The sequence below is a fragment of the Mesorhizobium sp. B2-4-3 genome (genome assembly GCF_006442815.1).
Taxonomy (GTDB): Bacteria; Pseudomonadota; Alphaproteobacteria; order Rhizobiales; family Rhizobiaceae; genus Mesorhizobium.
Map to the genome: position 1 here is coordinate 283,275 of NZ_VFVL01000002.1, position 19,303 is coordinate 302,577.

General features: G+C 65.8%; 13 protein-coding genes. 9 read left to right on the forward strand and 4 right to left on the reverse strand.

Features of this window, described 5'->3' with window-relative positions; genetic code table 11:
- The first annotated feature begins 46 nt into the window (after window positions 1-46).
- Window positions 47-2,365 carry a Tex family protein gene (locus FJ956_RS03660; protein ID WP_140677976.1) on the forward strand — a complete coding sequence of 773 codons (2,319 nt, stop codon included), beginning with the start codon at window positions 47-49 and terminating at the stop codon, window positions 2,363-2,365.
- On the opposite strand, the gene FJ956_RS03665 is transcribed toward FJ956_RS03660, so the two are convergent.
- Window positions 2,366-3,277 (reverse strand): LysR family transcriptional regulator, encoded by a 912-nt coding sequence (locus FJ956_RS03665; protein ID WP_140677974.1) that lies wholly within the window; start codon window positions 3,275-3,277, stop codon window positions 2,366-2,368. It abuts the gene before it with no gap.
- Between the two features lie 105 nt (window positions 3,278-3,382).
- Between FJ956_RS03665 and FJ956_RS03670 the strand changes: the two genes are divergently transcribed.
- The 8 genes from FJ956_RS03670 to FJ956_RS03705 all read left to right on the forward strand — a co-directional run bounded on the left by FJ956_RS03670 (window position 3,383) and on the right by FJ956_RS03705 (window position 16,201).
- Complete coding sequence (locus tag FJ956_RS03670) at window positions 3,383-4,579, forward strand: acyl-CoA dehydrogenase (protein ID WP_140677972.1); 1,197 nt, start codon at window positions 3,383-3,385, stop codon at window positions 4,577-4,579.
- A 104-nt stretch (window positions 4,580-4,683) separates the two neighbouring features.
- The gene (locus tag FJ956_RS03675; protein ID WP_140677969.1) at window positions 4,684-8,043 is read left to right on the forward strand and encodes a transglutaminase family protein; all 3,360 of its coding nucleotides are present in this window, start codon (window positions 4,684-4,686) and stop codon (window positions 8,041-8,043) included.
- Between the two features lie 6 nt (window positions 8,044-8,049).
- Window positions 8,050-10,461, forward strand: coding sequence for a circularly permuted type 2 ATP-grasp protein (locus FJ956_RS03680; protein ID WP_140677967.1), 2,412 nt, complete (start codon window positions 8,050-8,052; stop codon window positions 10,459-10,461).
- A gap of 124 nt (window positions 10,462-10,585) precedes the next feature.
- Window positions 10,586-11,461 (forward strand): transglutaminase family protein, encoded by an 876-nt coding sequence (locus FJ956_RS03685; protein ID WP_140677965.1) that lies wholly within the window; start codon window positions 10,586-10,588, stop codon window positions 11,459-11,461.
- Window positions 11,462-11,552: 91 nt separating this feature from the next.
- On the forward strand, window positions 11,553-12,644 hold the full coding sequence (locus FJ956_RS03690) for a DNA topoisomerase IB (protein WP_140677963.1): 1,092 nt from the start codon (window positions 11,553-11,555) through the stop codon (window positions 12,642-12,644).
- 211 nt (window positions 12,645-12,855) lie between these two features.
- Window positions 12,856-13,230 carry a YciI family protein gene (locus tag FJ956_RS03695; RefSeq protein ID WP_140677961.1) on the forward strand — a complete coding sequence of 125 codons (375 nt, stop codon included), beginning with the start codon at window positions 12,856-12,858 and terminating at the stop codon, window positions 13,228-13,230.
- Complete coding sequence (locus FJ956_RS03700) at window positions 13,227-14,501, forward strand: RNA polymerase sigma factor (RefSeq protein WP_140677958.1); 1,275 nt, start codon at window positions 13,227-13,229, stop codon at window positions 14,499-14,501. Before FJ956_RS03695 ends, FJ956_RS03700 begins: the two co-directional genes overlap by 4 nt.
- 185 nt (window positions 14,502-14,686) lie before the next feature.
- Window positions 14,687-16,201: an aldehyde dehydrogenase family protein gene (locus tag FJ956_RS03705; RefSeq protein WP_140677956.1), complete on the forward strand. Its 1,515-nt coding sequence runs from the start codon at window positions 14,687-14,689 to the stop codon at window positions 16,199-16,201.
- 86 nt (window positions 16,202-16,287) lie between these two features.
- Here the strand turns inward: FJ956_RS03705 and ugpC are convergent, their stop codons facing one another.
- From ugpC to FJ956_RS03720, 3 genes are read right to left on the reverse strand one after another with little or no spacing between them, the layout of a single operon-like run.
- The gene (gene ugpC / locus FJ956_RS03710) at window positions 16,288-17,364 is read right to left on the reverse strand and encodes a sn-glycerol-3-phosphate ABC transporter ATP-binding protein UgpC (protein ID WP_140677954.1); all 1,077 of its coding nucleotides are present in this window, start codon (window positions 17,362-17,364) and stop codon (window positions 16,288-16,290) included.
- Window positions 17,351-18,286, reverse strand: coding sequence for a PfkB family carbohydrate kinase (locus tag FJ956_RS03715; RefSeq protein WP_140678052.1), 936 nt, complete (start codon window positions 18,284-18,286; stop codon window positions 17,351-17,353). Before FJ956_RS03715 ends, ugpC begins: the two co-directional genes overlap by 14 nt.
- Window positions 18,286-19,302 carry an SIS domain-containing protein gene (locus tag FJ956_RS03720; RefSeq protein WP_140678050.1) on the reverse strand — a complete coding sequence of 339 codons (1,017 nt, stop codon included), beginning with the start codon at window positions 19,300-19,302 and terminating at the stop codon, window positions 18,286-18,288. The genes FJ956_RS03715 and FJ956_RS03720 overlap by 1 nt, the downstream gene beginning before the upstream one ends.
- Window position 19,303 lies beyond the last annotated feature (1 nt).

Genomic DNA, 19,303 nt, shown 5'->3' on the forward strand with positions numbered 1-19,303 from the left:
CGGTTCTCCCGGCCTATGGTCGCCGCTCTTTTCCGCAGGGACCAGCATGGCATCGGACATCAAGCGCATCGCAGCAATCATCGCGGCCGAGATCGGCGCGCGGCCGGAGCAGGCCGCGGCGGCAATCGGGCTGCTCGACGAGGGCGCGACTGTGCCGTTCGTGGCGCGTTACCGCAAGGAAGTCACCGGCGGGCTCGACGACACGCAATTGCGCGACCTTTCCGAGCGGCTCTCCTATCTGCGCGAGCTCGACGCGCGGCGCGAGACGATCGTCAGTTCCATCCGCGAGCAGGGCAAGCTGACCGAGGAGCTGGAAGCCAAGATCGCGGCGGCAAGCACCAAGGCCGAACTCGAGGATATCTATCTCCCCTACAAGCCGAAGCGGCGCACCAAGGCCGAGATCGCCAGGGAGCGCGGGCTCGGGCCGCTCGCCGAGGCGATTCTGGCCGATCGCTCGAAAGTTCCGGCCGAGCTTGCGCTCGCCTATGTCACGGAAGAGGTGGCCGACGCCAAGGCGGCGCTCGAAGGCGCGCGCGACATCCTGTCGGAGCAGTTCGCCGAAAATGCCGATCTGGTCGGCAAGCTGCGCGCCTATATGAAGGAACGCGCCTTCCTGCGCGCGAGGGTCGTCGACGGCAAGCAGGAGGCCGGCGCGAAATTCTCCGACTATTTCGACCATGTCGAGCGCTGGGCGGGCGTGCCAAGCCACCGCGCCCTGGCCACGCTGCGCGGCCGCAACGAGGAAGTGCTGTCGCTCGACATCGAGGTCGATGCAGACGATCAATCGCCGGTGAAGCCGGTCGAGCGCATGATCGCCAATGCCTATGCGATCGGCGGCAGCCTGCCCGGCGATAAATGGCTGATGGAGGTGGCCGGCTGGACCTGGCGGATAAAGCTGTCGCTGCATCTGACGCTCGACCTGATGCGCGATTTGCGCGAGCGGGCCGAGGAAGAGGCGATCCATGTCTTTGCCCGCAACCTGAAGGACCTTTTGCTTGCCGCGCCCGCCGGCTCGCGGCCAACCATGGGGCTCGACCCAGGCATCCGCACCGGCGTCAAGGTTGCGGTGGTCGACGGCACCGGCAAGCTGGTGGCGACGACGACCGTCTATCCGTTCCCGCCAAGGAACGACGTGCGCGGCACGCAGGCCGAACTTGCCGCCCTCATCCGCCAGCACAAGGTTGAGCTGATCTCGATCGGCAACGGCACGGGCAGCCGCGAGACCGAGAAGCTAGTTGCCGACATGCTGTCGGACCTGCCGGCCGCTACCGGACCGAAGCCGCTCAAGGTCATCGTCAGCGAAGCCGGCGCCTCGGTCTATTCCGCTTCGGCCACGGCAGCGGCGGAATTCCCGGGCCTGGATGTCTCGCTGCGCGGCGCGGTGTCGATCGCCAGGCGCCTGCAGGATCCGCTGGCCGAACTGGTCAAGATCGAGCCGAAATCGATCGGCGTCGGGCAATACCAGCATGATGTCGACCAGTACCGGCTTGGCCGCTCCCTGGAGGCGGTGGTGGAGGACGCGGTGAACGCGGTCGGCGTCGATCTCAACACGGCCTCGGCGCCGCTGCTTGCGCGCGTATCGGGACTTGGGCCGTCGCTCGCCGAGGCGATCGTCGCGCATCGCGACACGGCCGGGCCGTTTGCCAGCCGCAAGGATTTGCTCAAGGTGGCGCGACTCGGGCCGCGCGCGTTCGAGCAAAGCGCCGGCTTCCTGCGAATCCCGAGCGGCGCAGAGCCGCTCGATGCGTCATCGGTGCATCCGGAAGCCTATGGGGTGGCGAAAAGAATAGTCGCTGCCTGCGGCCGCGACGTGCGCGCGCTGATGGGCGACAGCGCCGCACTCAAGGCGCTCGATCCGCGCGTCTTCGTCGATGAGCGGTTCGGCCTGCCGACGGTGCGCGACATCATCGCCGAGCTGGAAAAGCCTGGACGCGACCCGCGCCCCGGCTTCAAGACGGCGACCTTTGCCGACGGTGTCGACGACATCAAGGATTTGAAGCCGGGCATGCTGCTCGAGGGTACCGTCACCAATGTCGCGGCCTTCGGCGCCTTCGTCGATATCGGCGTGCACCAGGACGGGCTGGTGCATGTCTCGCAACTGGCCGACCGCTTCATCAAGGACGCGCATGAGGTGGTGAAGGCCGGCGATGTCGTGAAGGTACGGGTCGTCGATGTCGACATCAAGCGCAAGCGCATCGGGCTGTCGATGCGCAAGGACGGCGGCGAGGGCGGAGCGCCGAGAGGCCCACGCGACAATGGCGGCGGCAAGCCGGCGCCGCGCTTGCCAGCGCCGCAGCGCCAGCCGGAGCGGCCGTCACAGGGCGCGTTTGGCGCGGCGCTCGCCGAGGCGATGAAGCGGAAGTAGCTACCAGGCCAGGACAGCCGGCTCCTTGCCGATCTGACCCAGCAGCCAGTCGCGAAAACTGGCGACCGGCGGGTGGCCGCGCTTGTCGTGCGGCACGACGAGGTAATAGGCGCTGCGGCTCTGCATCGGTTGGCCAGGCGCGGGCACCAATTGGCCGCGCTGCAGTTCGCCGGCGATCAGGATTTCCGGCAACAGCGCCACGCCGAGCCCGGCCATGCAGGCCTGGGCGACGGTGCCAAACTGCTCGAACTGCATGCCGGGACCGGTCGGCGCCTCGAGCCCCTGATGCTCGAACCATTCGCTCCAGGCGCCGGGGCGCGTTGCCATATGCAGCAGCGGCATGCGGCCGATATCGGCCGGCGTGGCGACGGCGCGGGCGGCCAGGAATTCGGGCGAAACGACCGGCATCACGGTTTCGCGCATCAAGAGCGTGCAGTCGGCCTCCGGCCAGTCGGGCATGCCGTGATGGATCGCGGCGTCCAGCCGCTCGCGGGCGAAATCGAACCGTCCGATTCGGGTGGCGAAGTTGATGGTGATGTCCGGGTGGCGGGCGACGAAATCCGGGATCAGCGGCATCAGCCAGCGTGTGCCGAAGGTTGGCAGGATCGCAACATTGAGGACACCGCCATGCCGATTGCTCATCAATACAAGTGCTGCGTCGCGCAGTTGGCCAAGTGCGGAACGCACCGCCTCGGTATAGACCTCGCCTGCAGCGGACAAGCGGACATTGCGGCTGTCACGCTCGAATAGCGTCCGGCCGAACTGTTCCTCCAAGAGGCTTATCTGCTTGCTGACGGCACCCTGAGTCAGATCGAGTTCACGCGCGGCGGCGGTGAAGGAGCCGAGGCGCGCTACGGCTTCAAAGGCAGCAAGGGCGGCGGTGTTCGGCAGAAGGCGGCGCTGGACGTTCATGATCCATTACTAACGCTCATTGATCCGTGATGCAATTTCGTTTGATTTTTTGCACGTGGAGGCCGATAAGCCGGGCAATCCAAGAATTTGCCGGGAGTGTTGGCCATGGCCGCCGAGAAGAACGCCTTCGTCTGGAACGATCCTTTCCTGATCGAGGACCAGCTTTCCGAGGATGAGCGCATGGTGCGCGACGGCGCGGCCGCCTTCGCCGCCGACAAGCTCGCGCCGCGCATCGAGGAAGCCTATGCCGACGAGAAGACCGATCCGTCGATCTTCCGCGAGATGGGCGAGGCGGGCCTGCTCGGCATCACCATTCCGGAAGAGTATGGCGGGCTCGGCGCCGGATACGTGACCTACGGATTGGTCGCGCGGGAAGTTGAACGCGTCGACTCGGGTTATCGCTCGATGATGAGCGTGCAGTCCTCGCTGGTGATGTATCCGATCCATGCCTATGGCTCGGAAGCGCAGCGCAAGAAATACCTGCCGAAGCTGGCGTCGGGTGAGTGGATCGGCTGCTTCGGCCTCACCGAGCCGGATGCCGGCTCCGATCCGGGCGGCATGAAGACTCGCGCCGAGAAGACGGCGAACGGCTACAAGCTCTCCGGCTCCAAAATGTGGATATCGAACGCCCCGATCGCCGACGTTTTCGTCGTCTGGGCGAAGTTGAAGGGCGACAACGGCAAGGACGAGATCCGCGGCTTCGTGTTGGAAAAGGGCATGAAGGGACTTTCGGCGCCGAAGATCGGCGGCAAGCTGTCGCTGCGCGCGTCGATCACCGGCGAGGTGGTGCTGGAGGGCGTCGAGGTCGGCGAGGACGCGCTGTTGCCCAATGCCAAGGGCCTCGGCGGTCCGTTCGGCTGCCTCAACCGGGCGCGTTACGGCATTTCCTGGGGCGCCATGGGTGCGGCCGAGGATTGCTGGCAGCGGGCGCGGCAATACGGCCTCGACAGAAAACAGTTCGGCAAGCCGCTCGCCGGCACGCAGCTGTTCCAGAAGAAACTCGCCGACATGCAGACCGAGATCGCGCTCGGCCTGCAAGGCTCGTTGCGCGTCGGCCGGCTGATGGACGAAGGCAAGATGGCGCCGGAGATGATCTCGATCGTCAAGCGCAACAATTGCGGCAAGGCGCTCGACATCGCCCGCCAGGCCCGCGACATGCATGGCGGCAACGGCATCCAGATCGGCTACCACGTCATGCGCCACGCGCAGAATCTGGAGACGGTCAACACATACGAAGGCACGCATGATGTGCATGCGCTGATCCTGGGACGGGCGCAGACGGGTATCCAGGCGTTTTTCTAAGCTGGCAACGCTGCTTAAATTAGGTGCAGCGCAACATCTCTGCTTGGAGAATGACCAGCATTTATGTCAGGGTTCGGCGACTGAAACGCCGAACCCGGGGCACCATGGCAATTCTGGCAGCCGTCCATCACCTGACCCATTACAAATATGACCGGCCGGTGGTGCTCGGTCCCCAGGTGATCAGGCTGCAGCCGGCGCCGCATTCGCGTACCAAGGTGCTCAGCTACTCGCTGAAGGTCGAGCCGGCAAACCACTTCGTCAACCTGCAGCAGGATCCCTACGGCAACTTCCTCGCCCGCTTCGTCTTTCCCGAGCCGGTGACGGAACTGAAAATCGAGGTCGACCTCGTCGCCGACATGACGGTCTACAACCCGTTCGACTTCTTCGTCGAGGAGAGCGCCGAGACCTTTCCGTTCGACTATCCCGAAGAGATCAGGGAAGACCTCGCCATCTACCGCGCGCCGGAGCCGCCCGGGCCGCTGTTGACAGCATTCCTTCGGACGATCGACCGCAGCCCGACAAACACCGTCAATTTTCTGGTCGACCTCAATGCGCGGCTGCAGCGCGAGATCGCCTATATCGTGCGCATGGAGACGGGCGTGTTCTCGCCGGAGGAGACGCTGGCCGCCGGCAAGGGCTCGTGCCGGGATTCGAGCTGGCTCTTGGTGCAGATCCTGCGCAATCTGGGTGTCGCCGCACGCTTCGTCTCCGGCTATCTGATCCAGTTGAAGCCCGATCTCGTCTCGCTCGACGGACCGCCGGGAACCGCTGTCGACTTCACCGACCTGCATGCCTGGTGCGAGGTTTATATTCCGGGCGCCGGCTGGATCGGTTTCGACCCGACTTCCGGCCTGCTCACCGGCGAAAGCCATGTGCCGCTCGCCGCAACGCCGCATTTCCGCAATGCCGCGCCGATCTCCGGCATGGCGAGCTTCGCCAATGTCGATTTCGGCTTCGACATGCGGGTCGACCGCATCGCCGAGCATCCGCGCATCACCAAGCCATTCTCGGACGAAAGCTGGCAGGCGCTCGATCGATTGGGCGAAAAGGTCGACGCGGTGCTGAAAGACGGCGACGTGCGGCTCACCATGGGCGGCGAGCCGACCTTCGTGTCGATCGACGATTTCGAATCCGCCGAATGGAACACGGCGGCCGTCGGTCCAACCAAGCGCGACAAGGCGGACCAGCTCATCCGCCGGCTGCGCGAGCGCTTCGCGCCGGGCGGCTTCCTGCATTACGGCCAGGGCAAGTGGTATCCGGGCGAGAGCCTGCCGCGCTGGACCTTCTCGCTCTACTGGCGCGCCGACGGCGAGCCGGTATGGAGCGACCCGTCGCTGATCGCACGCGAAAAGAGTGACGCGAAGGTCGGGCCGCAGCAGGCCGAGAGCCTGCTGACGGCTATCGCCGGCGAGCTCGGCATCGACAAGGCGATGGTCAGCGAGGCCTATGAGGATCCTGGCGAATGGCTGCTCAAGGAAGGCAAGCTGCCGGACAATGTCGATCCGTCCAATTCGAAGCTGGAAGACCCGGAAGAGCGCAGCCGCATGGCGCGCGTCTTCGAGCGCGGCCTGACCAAGCCATCAGGCTATGTGCTGCCCGTGCAGCGCTGGAACAGCCAGGCCGCTGGACATCGCTGGCGCTCGGAAAAATGGAAGACGCGGCGCGGCCGCCTGTTCCTGGTGCCGGGCGATTCCCCGGTCGGCTATCGCCTGCCGCTCGGCACGCTGCCTTACGTGCCGCCGGCGCAGTTCCCCTATATCGTGCCGGTCGATCCGTCGCTGCCGCGTGGGCCGCTGCCGGCGCGCGAGGCTATCTTGCCGGGGGTCGGCACGGCGGAGCCTGAAGGCGCCGACGAAATGGCGCGCCGCCAGCAGGCCGCGTCCTTCACCGCGGCGACCGGCCAGCAGGATCGCGTCGAGCAGGAGATCACCGAGATCGGTGGCGCGGTGCGCACCGCGCTTTCGGTCGAGCCGCGCGATGGGCGGCTGTGCGTGTTCATGCCGCCGGTCGAGGCGCTGGAAGACTATCTCGAACTGGTGGCGGCGGCCGAGAACGCGGCCAAGGCCATCGGCCTGCCGGTGCATATCGAGGGTTACGCTCCGCCGCAGGATCCGCGCCTCAACGTCATCCGTGTCGCGCCGGATCCGGGTGTCATCGAGGTGAATATCCATCCTGCCGCCAACTGGCGGGAATGCGTCGCCACCACCACCGCGATCTACGAGGAAGCAAGGCAATCGCGGCTCGGCACCGACAAGTTCATGATCGACGGCCGCCACACTGGCACCGGCGGCGGCAACCATGTCGTGGTTGGCGGCGCAACGCCGAATGACAGTCCGTTTCTGCGCCGGCCGGACCTGTTGAAGAGCCTGGTGCTGCAATGGCAGCGGCATCCGTCGCTGTCGTATCTGTTTTCGGGCCTGTTCATCGGCCCGACCAGCCAGGCGCCGCGCTTCGATGAGGCGCGGCACGATTCACTTTATGAGCTGGAAATCGCGTTGGCGCAGGTGCCGTATCCCGACAAGGGCGCGGCGCCCTTGCCGTGGCTGGTCGACCGGCTGTTCCGCAACCTTTTGACCGATGTCACCGGCAACACGCATCGTTCGGAAATCTGCATCGACAAATTGTTCTCGCCGGATGGGCCTACCGGGCGGCTGGGGCTGGTCGAGTTCCGCGGTTTCGAGATGCCGCCCAATGCGCGTATGAGCCTGGCGCAGCAGCTTCTGGTCCGCGCCATCATCGCCCGGGCCTGGAAGAACCCGCTCGACGGCCGTTTCGTGCGCTGGGGCACGTCGCTGCACGACCGGTTCATGCTGCCGCATCATGTCTGGGCGGATTTCCTCGACGTGCTGGAGGATCTGAAGCTGAACGGCTTCGACTTCCGTCCCGAATGGTTCGCCGCCCAGCTCGAATTCCGCTTCCCGTTCTGTGGCGAGGTGCAACATGCCGGCGTCAAGCTGGAGTTGCGGCAGGCGCTGGAGCCCTGGCACGTGATGGGCGAGCAGGGCGCGATCGGCGGCACCGTCCGCTTCGTCGATTCTTCCGTGGAGCGATTGCAGGTGCGGACCGAAGGGTTCAATCCGGAGCGCCACGCCATCGTCTGCAACGGCCGTCTGGTGCCGATGAAGGTCACCGACAACCGCGAGGTCGCGGTGGCCGGCGTGCGCTTCAAGGCCTGGCAGCCGGCCTCCGGCCTGCATCCGGCCCTGCCGGTCAACACGCCGCTGGTCTTCGACATTTATGACCGCTGGTCGGGGCGCTCGGTCGGCGGCTGTGTCTACCATGTCGCGCATCCGGGCGGTCGCAGCTACGATACCTTCCCGGTCAACGGCAACGAGGCCGAGGCGCGACGGCTTGCCCGGTTCGAACCGCGCGGCCATACGCCGGGCGGCTATGTATTGCGTGACGAAGAAGCCTCTGAAGAGTTTCCCATGACCCTTGACCTCAGGCGGCCGGCGAGACTCTGATCGACAATGGCCAAGGGGAATCAGAGACGGGCAGGCGGCAGGGCGCGGGCGCAGGGCCTGCTGGAACGCTACCGGCCGATCGAAGGCGTCGTCGACGAGATGGTCGACGCGTTGGGCAGCCCGCGTCCGGCCTGGCGCTTCTTCATCGACGCGCTCGACGATCTGGGTGCGGAACGGCTTGGACAGCGGTTTGCCCGCGCCGACCAGTATCTGCGCGACGCCGGCGTCTATTACCGCGTCTATGAGCAGGCCGGGGCCAATGAGCGGGAATGGCCGCTCGCGCATGTCCCGCTGCTGATCGACGAGAAGGAATGGGCCGAGATCAGTGCCGGCCTCGTCCAGCGCGCCGACCTGTTCGAGGCCATCCTGGCCGACATCTATGGGCCGAACCGGCTGATCGAGAAGGGGATCCTGCCTGCCGGGCTGATCGCGGCGAGCTCCGAATATCTGCGCCCCGTCGCAGGCGTCCGGCCGGCGAACGGGCATTTCCTGCATATGGTCGCCTTCGAGCTCGGCCGTGGCCCGGACGGGCGCTGGTGGGTGCTGGGCGATCGCGCCCAGGCGCCGTCCGGCGCCGGCTTCGCGCTGGAAAACCGCGTCGCCACCACGCGCGCGCTGTCGGATATCTATGGCGAGATGCATGTGCATCGGCTGGCCGGCTTCTTCCGTCGTTTCCGCGATGCGCTGAACGGCATGGCGAGGGAATCGGGCGGCCGTGTCGCCATCCTGACGCCGGGACCGCTCAACGAAACCTACTACGAGCACGCCTATATCGCCCGCTATCTCGGCATCATGCTGCTCGAGGGCGAGGACCTGACCGTTTCCGGCGGCAGGCTGATGGTGCGAACGGTTTCAGGCCTGCTGCCGATCGGCGTCCTGTGGCGGCGGCTCGACGCGGCCTTCGCCGATCCGCTGGAGCTCAGGCCGGACTCGCAGATCGGCACGCCGGGGCTGGTCGAGGCGATCCGGCGCGGCTCCGTTTCGGCCGTCAATGCGCTGGGTTCCGGCCTGGTGGAAACGCGGGCCTTGCTTTCCTTCCTGCCCAGGATCGCGCGGGAACTGCAAGGTGAAGATCTGTCGTTGCCGAACGTTGCCACTTGGTGGTGCGGGCAGCAGAACGAACGCGACCACGTGCTTGCCAATATCGACCATATGGTGGTCGGCCCGGCGCTGTCGACGCGGCTCGCCTTCGAGGACGATGGCGCGACCAGGCTCGGTTCGGCGCTTTCGGCGGGGGAACGGGCGGAGCTTGTCGCGCGGATCGAAGCCGACGGCGCCGGCTTTGTCGGCCAGGAAGCGGTGACACTCTCGACCACGCCGGTGTTTGTCGACGGCCGGCTTGAGCCTAGGCCAGCCAGTTTGCGTGTCTATCTGGCGCGAACGCAAGAAGGCTGGAGCGTAATGCCCGGCGGCTTCGCCCGTGTCGGCTTCTCGCTCGACCCGACGGCGATCGCCATGCAGCGCGGCGGCCAGGCGGCGGATGTCTGGGTGGTCAGCGACAGGCCGGTCGAGCGCGAGACGCTCTTGCCGCAGGAGCATGACGGATTCACCCGCACCATGCCGGGCAGCCTGCCCAGCCGCGCGGCGGAGAACCTGACCTGGCTCGGCCGCTATATCGAGCGCTCTGAAGACACAGTGCGGGTGCTGCGCGCCTATCACGTCAGGCTGGCGGAGACGTCCGACCCCGAGATGCCGCTGCTTGCCGACATCAGGGACTATCTGGAGCCGTTCGGCATCGAGGTCGAGTCGGCGATCCCGTCAGGGCTGATCGACACTTTGGACAGCGCAGTCTACAGCGCAGGGCAAATCCGTGACCGCTTCTCGCCAGATGGCTGGCTGGCGCTGAAGGATCTGTCGAAGACCATCCATAGATTTGCCGGCACCGTGGCGCCCGGAGACGACGCGACGCGGGCAATGACGGTGATGCTGCGCAAGCTCGCCGGCTTTTCCGGCCTGCTGCACGAGAACATGTACCGCTTCACCGGCTGGCGCTTCCTGGAGATCGGCCGCAGGCTGGAACGCGGCATCCAGATCGCCCGTACGCTCAGCCAGCTGACAAGGAACGGGGCGCCGGAAGGGGCGCTCGACATGATGCTGGAGATCGGCGACAGCGTCATGACCCATCGCCGGCAGTATCCGGTGCAGGCCGGGCGGCGCACGGTGATCGACCTGCTCGCGCTCGACCCGCTCAACCCGCGCTCGATCCTCTTCCAGCTCGAGCGGCTGAAGGCCGAGATCGGCATGCTGCCTTCGATCGGCGGCGAGGGACATATGTCGCCCGCCGCCAAGGAAATCCTGCAGCTCAACACGGCAATCGCCGTCATGGAGCCGTCGGATATGAGCGCCAAAGTGCTCGACGACTTCGCCGGCCAGATCGGCGATCTCTACAACAGCCTCGCAAGAGCCTATTTCGGGTAGAGCATTTCCAGCGAAAAGGGTCGCCTCCAATGCTCTATCTCTTTGTTTTTGCGCAATTTCGGACGCAAGGCTACGGCGAAGTCGCCGAGCCCGACCGCTACGCACTTTTGCTGGAATTGCTCTAATGCTCTACGACATCAAACTCCATCTGCACTACGACTATGCCGCCGCCGCCGGCGGCGGACGGCACCAGGTGCGCGTCATGCCGCAGACGATCGCCGGCGTGCAGCGCGTGATCGCGGCCTCGCTGTCCTTCCAGCCGTCGCCCGCCGAACGTGCCGATTTTTCCGATTTCTTCGGCAACAACGTCACATCGATCGCCTTTCGCGACGCGCATGAGACGCTCGACATCCGAATGAGCGCGCGCGTTTCGGTCTCGCGGCCCGAGCCGGGTCTCGATGTCTCGCCCGATATAAACGGGCTGAGGTCGGAGCTCGATCTGGTGCGGTCACTCTCGCCGTCCGCGCCGCATCATTTCCTCGCCGCCAGCGATCATGTAGGCATCGACGCGGCGATCACGGCCTATGCGCGGGATAGTTTGCCGGGGTCAACCGTCGCCACGGCGGTTGATCTGTGCAACCGCATCCATCGCGATTTCACTTATGACGGCAAGGCAACCACGGTGCAGACGCGGGCAAGCGACGCCTTTGCGCTGAAACGCGGCGTCTGCCAGGATTTCTCGCATATCATGATCGCCGGCCTGCGCGGGCTTGGCATTCCGGCCGGCTATGTCAGCGGCTTCCTGCGCACGATCCCGCCGAAGGGCAAGCCCCGGCTCGAAGGCGCGGATGCCATGCATGCCTGGGTCAAGGTCTGGTGCGGACGCGACGCCGGCTGGCAGGAGTTCGACCCGACCAACGGCATGCGGGCGAGCAACGACCATATCACCGTCGGCTACGGCCGCGACTATTCCGACGTGGCGCCGATCGTCGGCGTGCTGAAGACGACGGGCGGTCAGGTCGGCGAGCAGGCGGTCGACGTCATCCCGGTGGCAGCCTGACGCAACGGCGTCGATGATGCGCACCGCCGTTTGCATCCGGAACCAGTCATCGGCGAGCGGCTTTATCTACGGATAATTTCGCGGAGCCGGCATGTTGCAGCATTCGCAATTGTCCTCGGTCCGTTCAACGCGGAACGAGGAAACCCAAAGGAACGGTGCGCAAGATTCGGCCGAGCGCGCGTCGCTCAGTTATGTGAGCGATGCCGATCCCGGCATCCGACGATTGAGAAAAGGCAAGGGATTTTCCTATGTCGGTCCGAACGGATGCGCGGTCAGCACGCAGACCCTTGCCCGCATCAAGGCGATCGTCATTCCGCCGGCCTGGACGGATGTGTGGATCTCGCCCGATCCGGACGGCCATATCCAGGCGACAGGCCGGGATCAACGCGGCCGCAAACAGTACCGTTATCACCCGCAATGGACCGAGGAGCGCGACGGCGTCAAATATTCCAGCCTCGTCGCTTTCGCCGAAAGCCTGCCCGCGCTGCGGCTGCGGATCGATGCGGACCTGCGCCGCCACGGTCTGCCCATGGAGCGCGTCGTCGCCTCGGTGGTCTGGTTGCTCGACAACACTCTTATCCGCATCGGCAACGCCGCCTATGCGCGGGACAACAAGAGTTTCGGGCTGACCACGCTGCGCGACCGCCATGTCGAGATCACGGGCTCCAGCCTGCGCTTCGCCTTCAAGGGCAAGTCGGGCAAGGAATGGAAGCTGAAGCTGGTCGATCACCGCATCGCCAAGATCGTGCGCGGCGCCCAGGACCTGCCCGGGCAGAAGCTGTTCCAATATCTCGACGAGGATGGCGACCGGTGGCCGGTGCGCTCGGAGGACGTCAACCGCTACATTCGCGAGGCATCCGGCGCCGATTTCAGCTCAAAGCATTTCCGCACCTGGGGCGGCACGATCCATGCGGCGTCGCTGTTTGTCGGGACCGAGCTGCCGGAAAGCAAGACGCAGCAAAAACGGATGATCAACAGTGTCGTCGACAAGGTCGCCGAGCGGTTGGGCAATACCCGTGCCGTCTGCCGCAAATGCTACATCCATCCGCTGGTGTTCGAGGCATGGTCCGAAGGGTGCCTGCTTGACGAAATGGCCGGGGCCAACAAGCGCAAACGCCGGATATCCGGCCTCGACGAGGAAGAAACGCTGGTGCTCAGATGGCTGCAGGCGCGCGGCGCCTGATAGGCGGTCGCGAAGGCAGCCAAGTCCGGGATCCCTAGAGCGTTTCACCGTTTCACAGAAACGGCGAACCGCTCTATCTCTTTGTTTTGACGCAATTCCGGACAGAAAACCGCTCACACTTTTCCTGGAATTGCTCTGGGGAAATTTTTTTATCGACCTGGTGTCGGGAAGGGTCCTAGTGTCGCGTCCTTTGATACGGAAAGGACCTGCCATGCTTTACGCCATCCTCTGCTACGCCTCCGAAGACGTCGTCTGCTCCTGGAGCAAGGAACAGGACGACGAGGTCATGGCAAAGCTCCTCAACGTGCAGGACAAATACGCCAAGGCGGGCCGGCTCGGCCCCGTGGCGCGCCTTTTGCCGACGACCGCGGCGACCACGCTGCGAAAGGTCAAGGGCGAGGCGGTCGTGCTGGACGGGCCGTTCGCCGAAACCAAGGAACAGTTCCTCGGCTTCTACACGCTCGAATGCGACGATCTCGACGAAGCGGTCGCATTCGCGCGCGAACTCTCCGAGGTCAATCCGAGCGGCGGTTCCTACGAGATCCGGCCGGTTTCGGTCTTCAACCCGACAAAGGCCGCGGTATGACCGACCTTGCCTGGATAAGCACGGCGATCGGCAACGCCCGTCCGCAGGCGATGGGCGCGCTGCTGCGCTACTTCCGCGACCTCGACGCCGCGGAAGAGGCTTTCCAGGACGCGTGCCTGAGGGCGCTCAACAACTGGCCGAAGAACGGGCCGCCGCGCGATCCCGCGGCCTGGCTGATCTTCGTCGGCCGCAACAGTGGCATCGACGCGGTGCGCAAGCGCGCCAAGCAGGCGCCGATGCCGGAAGAGGACCAGGTCTCCGATCTCGAAGACGCCGAGAGCGACATCGCCGAGCGGCTGGACGGCGCGCATTATCGCGACGACATCTTGCGGCTGCTGTTCATCTGCTGCCATCCCGACCTGCCGCCGACGCAGCAGATCGCGGTGGCGTTGCGCATCGTCTCCGGCCTCACCGTCAAGCAGATCGCGCGCGCGTTTCTGGTTGGCGAGAGCGCCATGGAACAGCGCATCACCCGCGCCAAGGCGCGCATCGCCGATGCCGGCGTGCCGTTCGAAACGCCGGGCGCGGTCGAGCGCTCGGAGCGGCTCGCCGCCGTCGCCGCGATGGTTTATCTGATCTTCAACGAAGGCTATTCGACCAATGACGGCGAGGCGCCGGCCCGCGCGCCGCTCTGCGAGGAGGCGATCCGGCTTGCCCGTCTGCTGCTCAGGCTCTTCCAGGCCGAGCCGGAGATCATGGGGCTGACCGCGCTGCTTCTGCTGCAGCATGCGCGGGCGCCGGCGCGTTTCGACGAGAATGGCGAGATCGTCCTGCTCGAGGACCAGGACCGCTCGCTGTGGAGCCGCAAGATGATCGACGAGGGCCTGGCGCTGGTCGACAAGGCGCTGCGCCACCGCAAGCCCGGTCCTTATCAGGTGCAGGCGGCGATCGCGGCGCTGCATGCGCGGGCGGCGACGGCGGAAGATACAGACTGGACCGAGATCGACCTGCTCTACGGTCTGCTGGAGCAGATGCAGCCTTCGCCCGTTGTGACGCTGAACCGCGCGGTCGCGGTCAGCAAAGTGAAAGGTCCGGACGCTGCGCTCGCCATGATCGAGCCGCTGGAAGACAGGCTGTCGGGCTATTTCCACTTCTTCGGCCTCAGGGGCGGGCTGCTGATGCAGCTTGGCCGCAACGAGGAGGCGCGCGTTGCCTTCGACCGCGCCATCGCTTTGGCCAATACCGCCGCCGAGGCGGCGCATATCCGCATGCATATCGACCGGCTGATCAAGGAGAGCGCAGAGAAGTCCTCCTTCCAAAAAGCGCGCTGATCCGGCTTCGTCGTCTGGCCCAATTTCGCAATCCGGCCTTGGACCATGCCGGGGTAGCGGTTTTCCCCCGAAACGCGTAATGCCACGCCATGAAAGCGCCCGGCTGCGCCCGACGGCACGGACCGCGACATGGCGCATGGCTTCCACACCCGTCCCAAGAGAGGCGGGATATGAAAGGGACAAAAATGACGTTAGCGAAGGAAACCGCTTCACTTCTCGAGAAACTGGGTGTCGCCAGGGAGGCGCTTGTCGGAGGCGACCTTGTCGTGCGCAGCCCGGTGACGGGCGAACAGATCGCGGCGCTGAAGTCGATCTCGGCCGCCGATGCCGGCAAGGCCATCGATGCCGCGCACAAGGCCTTCCAGTCCTGGCGGCTGGTGCCGGGCCCGAAGCGGGGCGAGCTGGTGCGCCTGCTCGGCGAGGAGTTGCGCGCGCATAAGGACGAACTCGGCCGGCTGGTGTCGATCGAGGTCGGCAAGATCCCGTCCGAGGGGCTGGGCGAAGTCCAGGAAATGATCGACATCTGCGATTTCGCCGTCGGTCTCTCCCGGCAACTCTATGGCCTGACGATCGCCACCGAGCGCCCCGGACATCGTATGATGGAGACCTGGCATCCGCTCGGCGTCGTCGGCGTGATCTCGGCCTTCAATTTCCCGGTTGCGGTGTGGTCGTGGAATGCAGCCCTTGCCCTCGTCTGCGGCGACGCCGTGGTGTGGAAGCCGTCGGAAAAGACGCCGCTGACCGCGCTTGCCTGCGAGGCGATCTTCAAGCGCGCCGTCAAGCGTTTCGGCAAGGATGCGCCGGCAGGGCTGCTGCAGGTGCTGATCGGCGACCGCGTCGCCGGCGAGGTGCTGGTCGACCATCCGAAGGTGCCGCTGGTCTCGGCCACCGGCTCGACGCGCATGGGCCGGGAGGTCGGTCCCAGGCTCGCCAAGCGTTTTGCCCGCGCCGTGCTGGAGCTCGGCGGCAACAATGCCGGCATCGTGACGCCCACCGCCGATCTCGACATGGCGCTGCGCGCCATCGCCTTCGGCGCCATGGGCACGGCTGGCCAGCGCTGCACGACGCTCAGGCGCCTGTTCGTGCATGACAGCGTCTATGACGCGCTCTTGCCGCGGCTGAAGAAGGCCTATCAGTCCGTCTCGGTCGGCAATCCGCTGGAAGGCAAGGCGCTGGTCGGCCCGCTGATCGACAAGGCGGCCTTCGACGGTATGCAGAAGGCGCTGAAGGAAGCCGAGGCGCATGGCGGCAAGGTGACCGGCGGCACGCGCGTCGAGAACGGCCATCCGGACGCCTATTACGTGCATCCGGCACTGGTCGAGATGCCGAAGCAGGTTTCGCCGGTGACGGAAGAGACCTTCGCGCCGATCCTCTATGTGATGAGGTACACCGATTTCGACGAGGCGCTCGAGCAGCATAACGCGGTCGGCGCTGGCCTGTCGTCGTCGATCTTCACCCGCGACCTGCAGGAATCGGAGCGGTTCCTCGGCGTAGACGGCTCGGATTGCGGCATCGCCAACGTCAACATCGGCACGTCGGGCGCGGAGATCGGCGGCGCGTTCGGCGGCGAGAAGGAGACAGGCGGCGGCCGCGAGAGCGGCTCGGACGCCTGGAAGGCTTATATGCGCCGGGCCACCAACACGGTGAACTATTCCAAGGCGCTGCCGCTCGCGCAAGGCGTGTCGTTCGACATCGATTGAGGACGAAACGACGGGTCAGCCCTCACCCTCGAGCTGACCCGGCCTGGCTGTCGATCAGGCCATGCAGGCGGAGGCGGGGCGATTGCTCAGAAAGCTTTGCCGGTGGCCGGATCGAAGAGGCGGAGCGCGTCCGCATCGAAGACGAACACGCAGGGCTGGCCCTTGGCGACGCGGGCTTGCGGCGGCAAGGTCGCCGTCAGCCTTTGCGCGCCGACCCGGGCGGTGGTGACCTGTTCGGGGCCGGTCAGTTCGACGACGTCGATCTCGACCGGCAGCGACAGTTCGGCACCGCTGCCCGGTCCAAGGCGGAGCGCTTCCGGCCTGATGCCGACCACAACTGAAGCACTGTTGCGGGCCGCGTCGGCGTAGCGAGCCGGAATCGCCAGCCGCGCATCGGTGCCTGCAATCGCCAGCTTGCCATTCTCGACGGTCGCTTCCAGCATGTTCATCGACGGCGCGCCGACGAAGCCCGCGACATAGAGCGTCGCCGGATGGTTGTAGATCTCTTCCGGCGTGCCCAGCTGTTCGATGCGGCCGTCGCGCATGACGGCGATGCGGGTCGCCAGCGTCATCGCCTCGATCTGGTCATGGGTGACGTAGACGACCGTGGTGCGCAGCATTTCATGCAGGCGCTTCAGCTCGGTGCGCATTTCCAGCCGCAGCTTGGCGTCAAGATTGGAGAGCGGCTCGTCGAACAGGAAGACCTGCGGCTTGCGCACTAAAGCGCGGCCGATGGCGACGCGCTGGCGCTGGCCGCCGGAGAGTTGGCCGGGCTTGCGGTCGAGCAGGTTCTCGATCTGCAGCAATCTTGCGGCCTCGCGCACCGCCTTGTCGCGCTCGGCGGCGGGGACTTTGCGCATTTCAAGGCCGAAGCCGATGTTGCGGCTGACGGTGAGGTTCGGATAGAGCGCGTAGGACTGGAAGACCATGGCGATGTCGCGGTTCTTCGGATGCACGCCAAGCACCGAGCGGCCGCCGATCAGCACATCGCCGCTGGTTGCCTCGGCAAGGCCGGCGATGATGTTGAGCAAGGTCGACTTGCCGCAGCCAGAGGAACCGAGCAGCACCAGGAACTCGCCGTTTTCGAGCGCGATGTCGATGCCTTTCAGAGTCTCGACGCTGCCGTAATTCTTGCGGACATCGCGAATTTCAAGCGCGCTCATGAACATCCTCGAACTGGATCGGCCCGCCATAATCGCGGGGCAAGGTTGAGATGGCGCGCGAGGCCACCTTGATGGCGGCGGAAAGGCACTTCACCAACGATTGCCCCTGTGCCAGTGCCGCCAGGAAGGCGGCGTTGAAGACATCGCCGGCGCCGATCGTGTCGACGACCGCGACTCGAGGTGCTGGCACTTCAATGAGCTCACCGTCGGCGCCGATGGCGAGCGCGCCGTCCGGTCCGCGCTTGACGACGACCGTCGCTCCGTCCTGCATGCCGTCGCGGATCTTGCGCGCGGCTTCCGATGGACTTGCCAGGCTGGCTAGCGTGGTCGTCTCGACCTCGTTGAAGAGGGCCAGTGCGCAGCGCGACAGCCAGCCGCGCGCGGCGGTGCAGTTCGCTTGCGTCCAACCGTCGATCGGCCAGCCTGTGTCGAGCGCAACGGCGATGCCATGCGCCTCGGCCCAGTCGAAGAAGGCATCGTAATCGCGCGTCAGGTCGTCGGTGAGGAAAGAGCCGCAGAGCAGCGCGTAGCCGCCAGCAAGCCGATTGCCGTCCAGCACGGAGAGCACGTCAGCCAGGCTGAAGCGGGGCAAGTGGCCGCGCGTGGTGAAGAAGGTGCGCTCGCCATCGGGATGGGTCATGCCGACCGACAATGTCGTGCCTTCGGGACGAACCGACCATTTCCGCGCGCGGCGTCCGAAGGCTTCGCGCAGCCAGCGCCCGAACTGGTCGTCACCGATATTGGCGGCGATCTCGAAGTCGATGCCCAGCGCCTGCCAGGCAAGCGCGGTGTTGCCGGCCTGGCCGCCGACGCGCAGGTCGTCGTGGTCGACGACGGTCTCCGTGCCGGCCTTCGGCCATGGCGCGACCGGGCCGACGATCAGGTCGACATTGACGTTGCCGATCACCGCGAGCGGCCGCATCATTCGCTCCGGGTGATCTTGGTGGTGCGCACCGGCGTTCCGGCATTCTCGACGCGGGAATCGGCGAAGGCGATCATCAGGCGTTGCGCCACCGGCAGCATGGCAAAGATCGCCGCCAGCCCGGAGGCAGGCTTGAACCTCAACGTGACGGCACCTGCGACCGGCGGCCTGCCCGAAGCGTCGAAGACGATCAGCGGCGCGCCCGCTTCGACAACGGACAGCGCCATGGCGGTGACAAGATCGGCGGTCGGGTCGTCACCGCGGAAAAGGACGATGCCGATTTTTTCGCCGAGCATCTCCATCGGCCCATGGCGCAGCTGGCCGCCTTCGAGCGAAAAGCAAGCTAGGCGCGACAGTTCGGTGAAGCCGAGCGCAAGCGCTTCGGCCACGCCTTGAAGCTTGCGGCCGGAAGTGACGATGGTCGAGATCGCGCTCAGCGCCGCGAGCGCGGCATCGATTTCGACAGATACGGGCGTCTTGAGCGCGGCAAGTGCCGCAGAAGGATCTTCGCCCAGCGCTGCCAGGATCGCTAGATGCAGGGCGAAGGTCACGGTGAGGCTGCGGGTCGCGGCAAAGGCAAGCTCGGTGCCGCCGGCACCGACCAGGCAAGGCACCGTACGGCCGAGGGAGGAACCGGCCTCCAGCGTCAGGCCGAAGGTCGCCGTGCGATCGCCGGTCTCGGCAAACCAGCGCAGCACCTCGGCGCTCTCGCCCGACTGCGAAGTCACGATCACCGTCTTGCGGTCAAGCGGCAGCGGCTGGCCAAGCTGCTCCGACAGCGGCAGCGCGATGGCGTCGATGCCGTGCGCGCGATAGAGCGGCTCGACGGCACGCGCGACGGCATGCGAGGCGCCCATGCCGAGCAGGACGAGCCTGCCGGTCTTCCTGATCGAGGCGGCGACCTCGGCGGCGGCCTCTCGATTGCTCTCGAACGAGGCAAGCGCATCCTCATGCTGACGCGCCATCTCGCGGTCGATCGCGACAAGCCCTGCCGGGCGTTTCTTCTCCGCAGTCATC

Excerpts from the sequence above, each read along its gene's own strand:
- FJ956_RS03660 (WP_140677976.1), top strand. The coding sequence starts at position 47 with ATGGCATCGGACATCAAGCGCATCGCAGCAATCATCGCGGCCGAGATC.
- FJ956_RS03665 (WP_140677974.1), bottom strand. The coding sequence starts at position 3,277 with ATGAACGTCCAGCGCCGCCTTCTGCCGAACACCGCCGCCCTTGCTGCC.
- FJ956_RS03670 (WP_140677972.1), top strand. The coding sequence starts at position 3,383 with ATGGCCGCCGAGAAGAACGCCTTCGTCTGGAACGATCCTTTCCTGATC.
- FJ956_RS03675 (WP_140677969.1), top strand. The coding sequence starts at position 4,684 with ATGGCAATTCTGGCAGCCGTCCATCACCTGACCCATTACAAATATGAC.
- FJ956_RS03680 (WP_140677967.1), top strand. The coding sequence starts at position 8,050 with ATGGCCAAGGGGAATCAGAGACGGGCAGGCGGCAGGGCGCGGGCGCAG.
- FJ956_RS03685 (WP_140677965.1), top strand. The coding sequence starts at position 10,586 with ATGCTCTACGACATCAAACTCCATCTGCACTACGACTATGCCGCCGCC.
- FJ956_RS03690 (WP_140677963.1), top strand. The coding sequence starts at position 11,553 with ATGTTGCAGCATTCGCAATTGTCCTCGGTCCGTTCAACGCGGAACGAG.
- FJ956_RS03695 (WP_140677961.1), top strand. The coding sequence starts at position 12,856 with ATGCTTTACGCCATCCTCTGCTACGCCTCCGAAGACGTCGTCTGCTCC.
- FJ956_RS03700 (WP_140677958.1), top strand. The coding sequence starts at position 13,227 with ATGACCGACCTTGCCTGGATAAGCACGGCGATCGGCAACGCCCGTCCG.
- FJ956_RS03705 (WP_140677956.1), top strand. The coding sequence starts at position 14,687 with ATGACGTTAGCGAAGGAAACCGCTTCACTTCTCGAGAAACTGGGTGTC.
- ugpC (WP_140677954.1), bottom strand. The coding sequence starts at position 17,364 with ATGAGCGCGCTTGAAATTCGCGATGTCCGCAAGAATTACGGCAGCGTC.
- FJ956_RS03715 (WP_140678052.1), bottom strand. The coding sequence starts at position 18,286 with ATGCGGCCGCTCGCGGTGATCGGCAACGTCAATGTCGACCTGATCGTC.
- FJ956_RS03720 (WP_140678050.1), bottom strand. The coding sequence starts at position 19,302 with ATGACTGCGGAGAAGAAACGCCCGGCAGGGCTTGTCGCGATCGACCGC.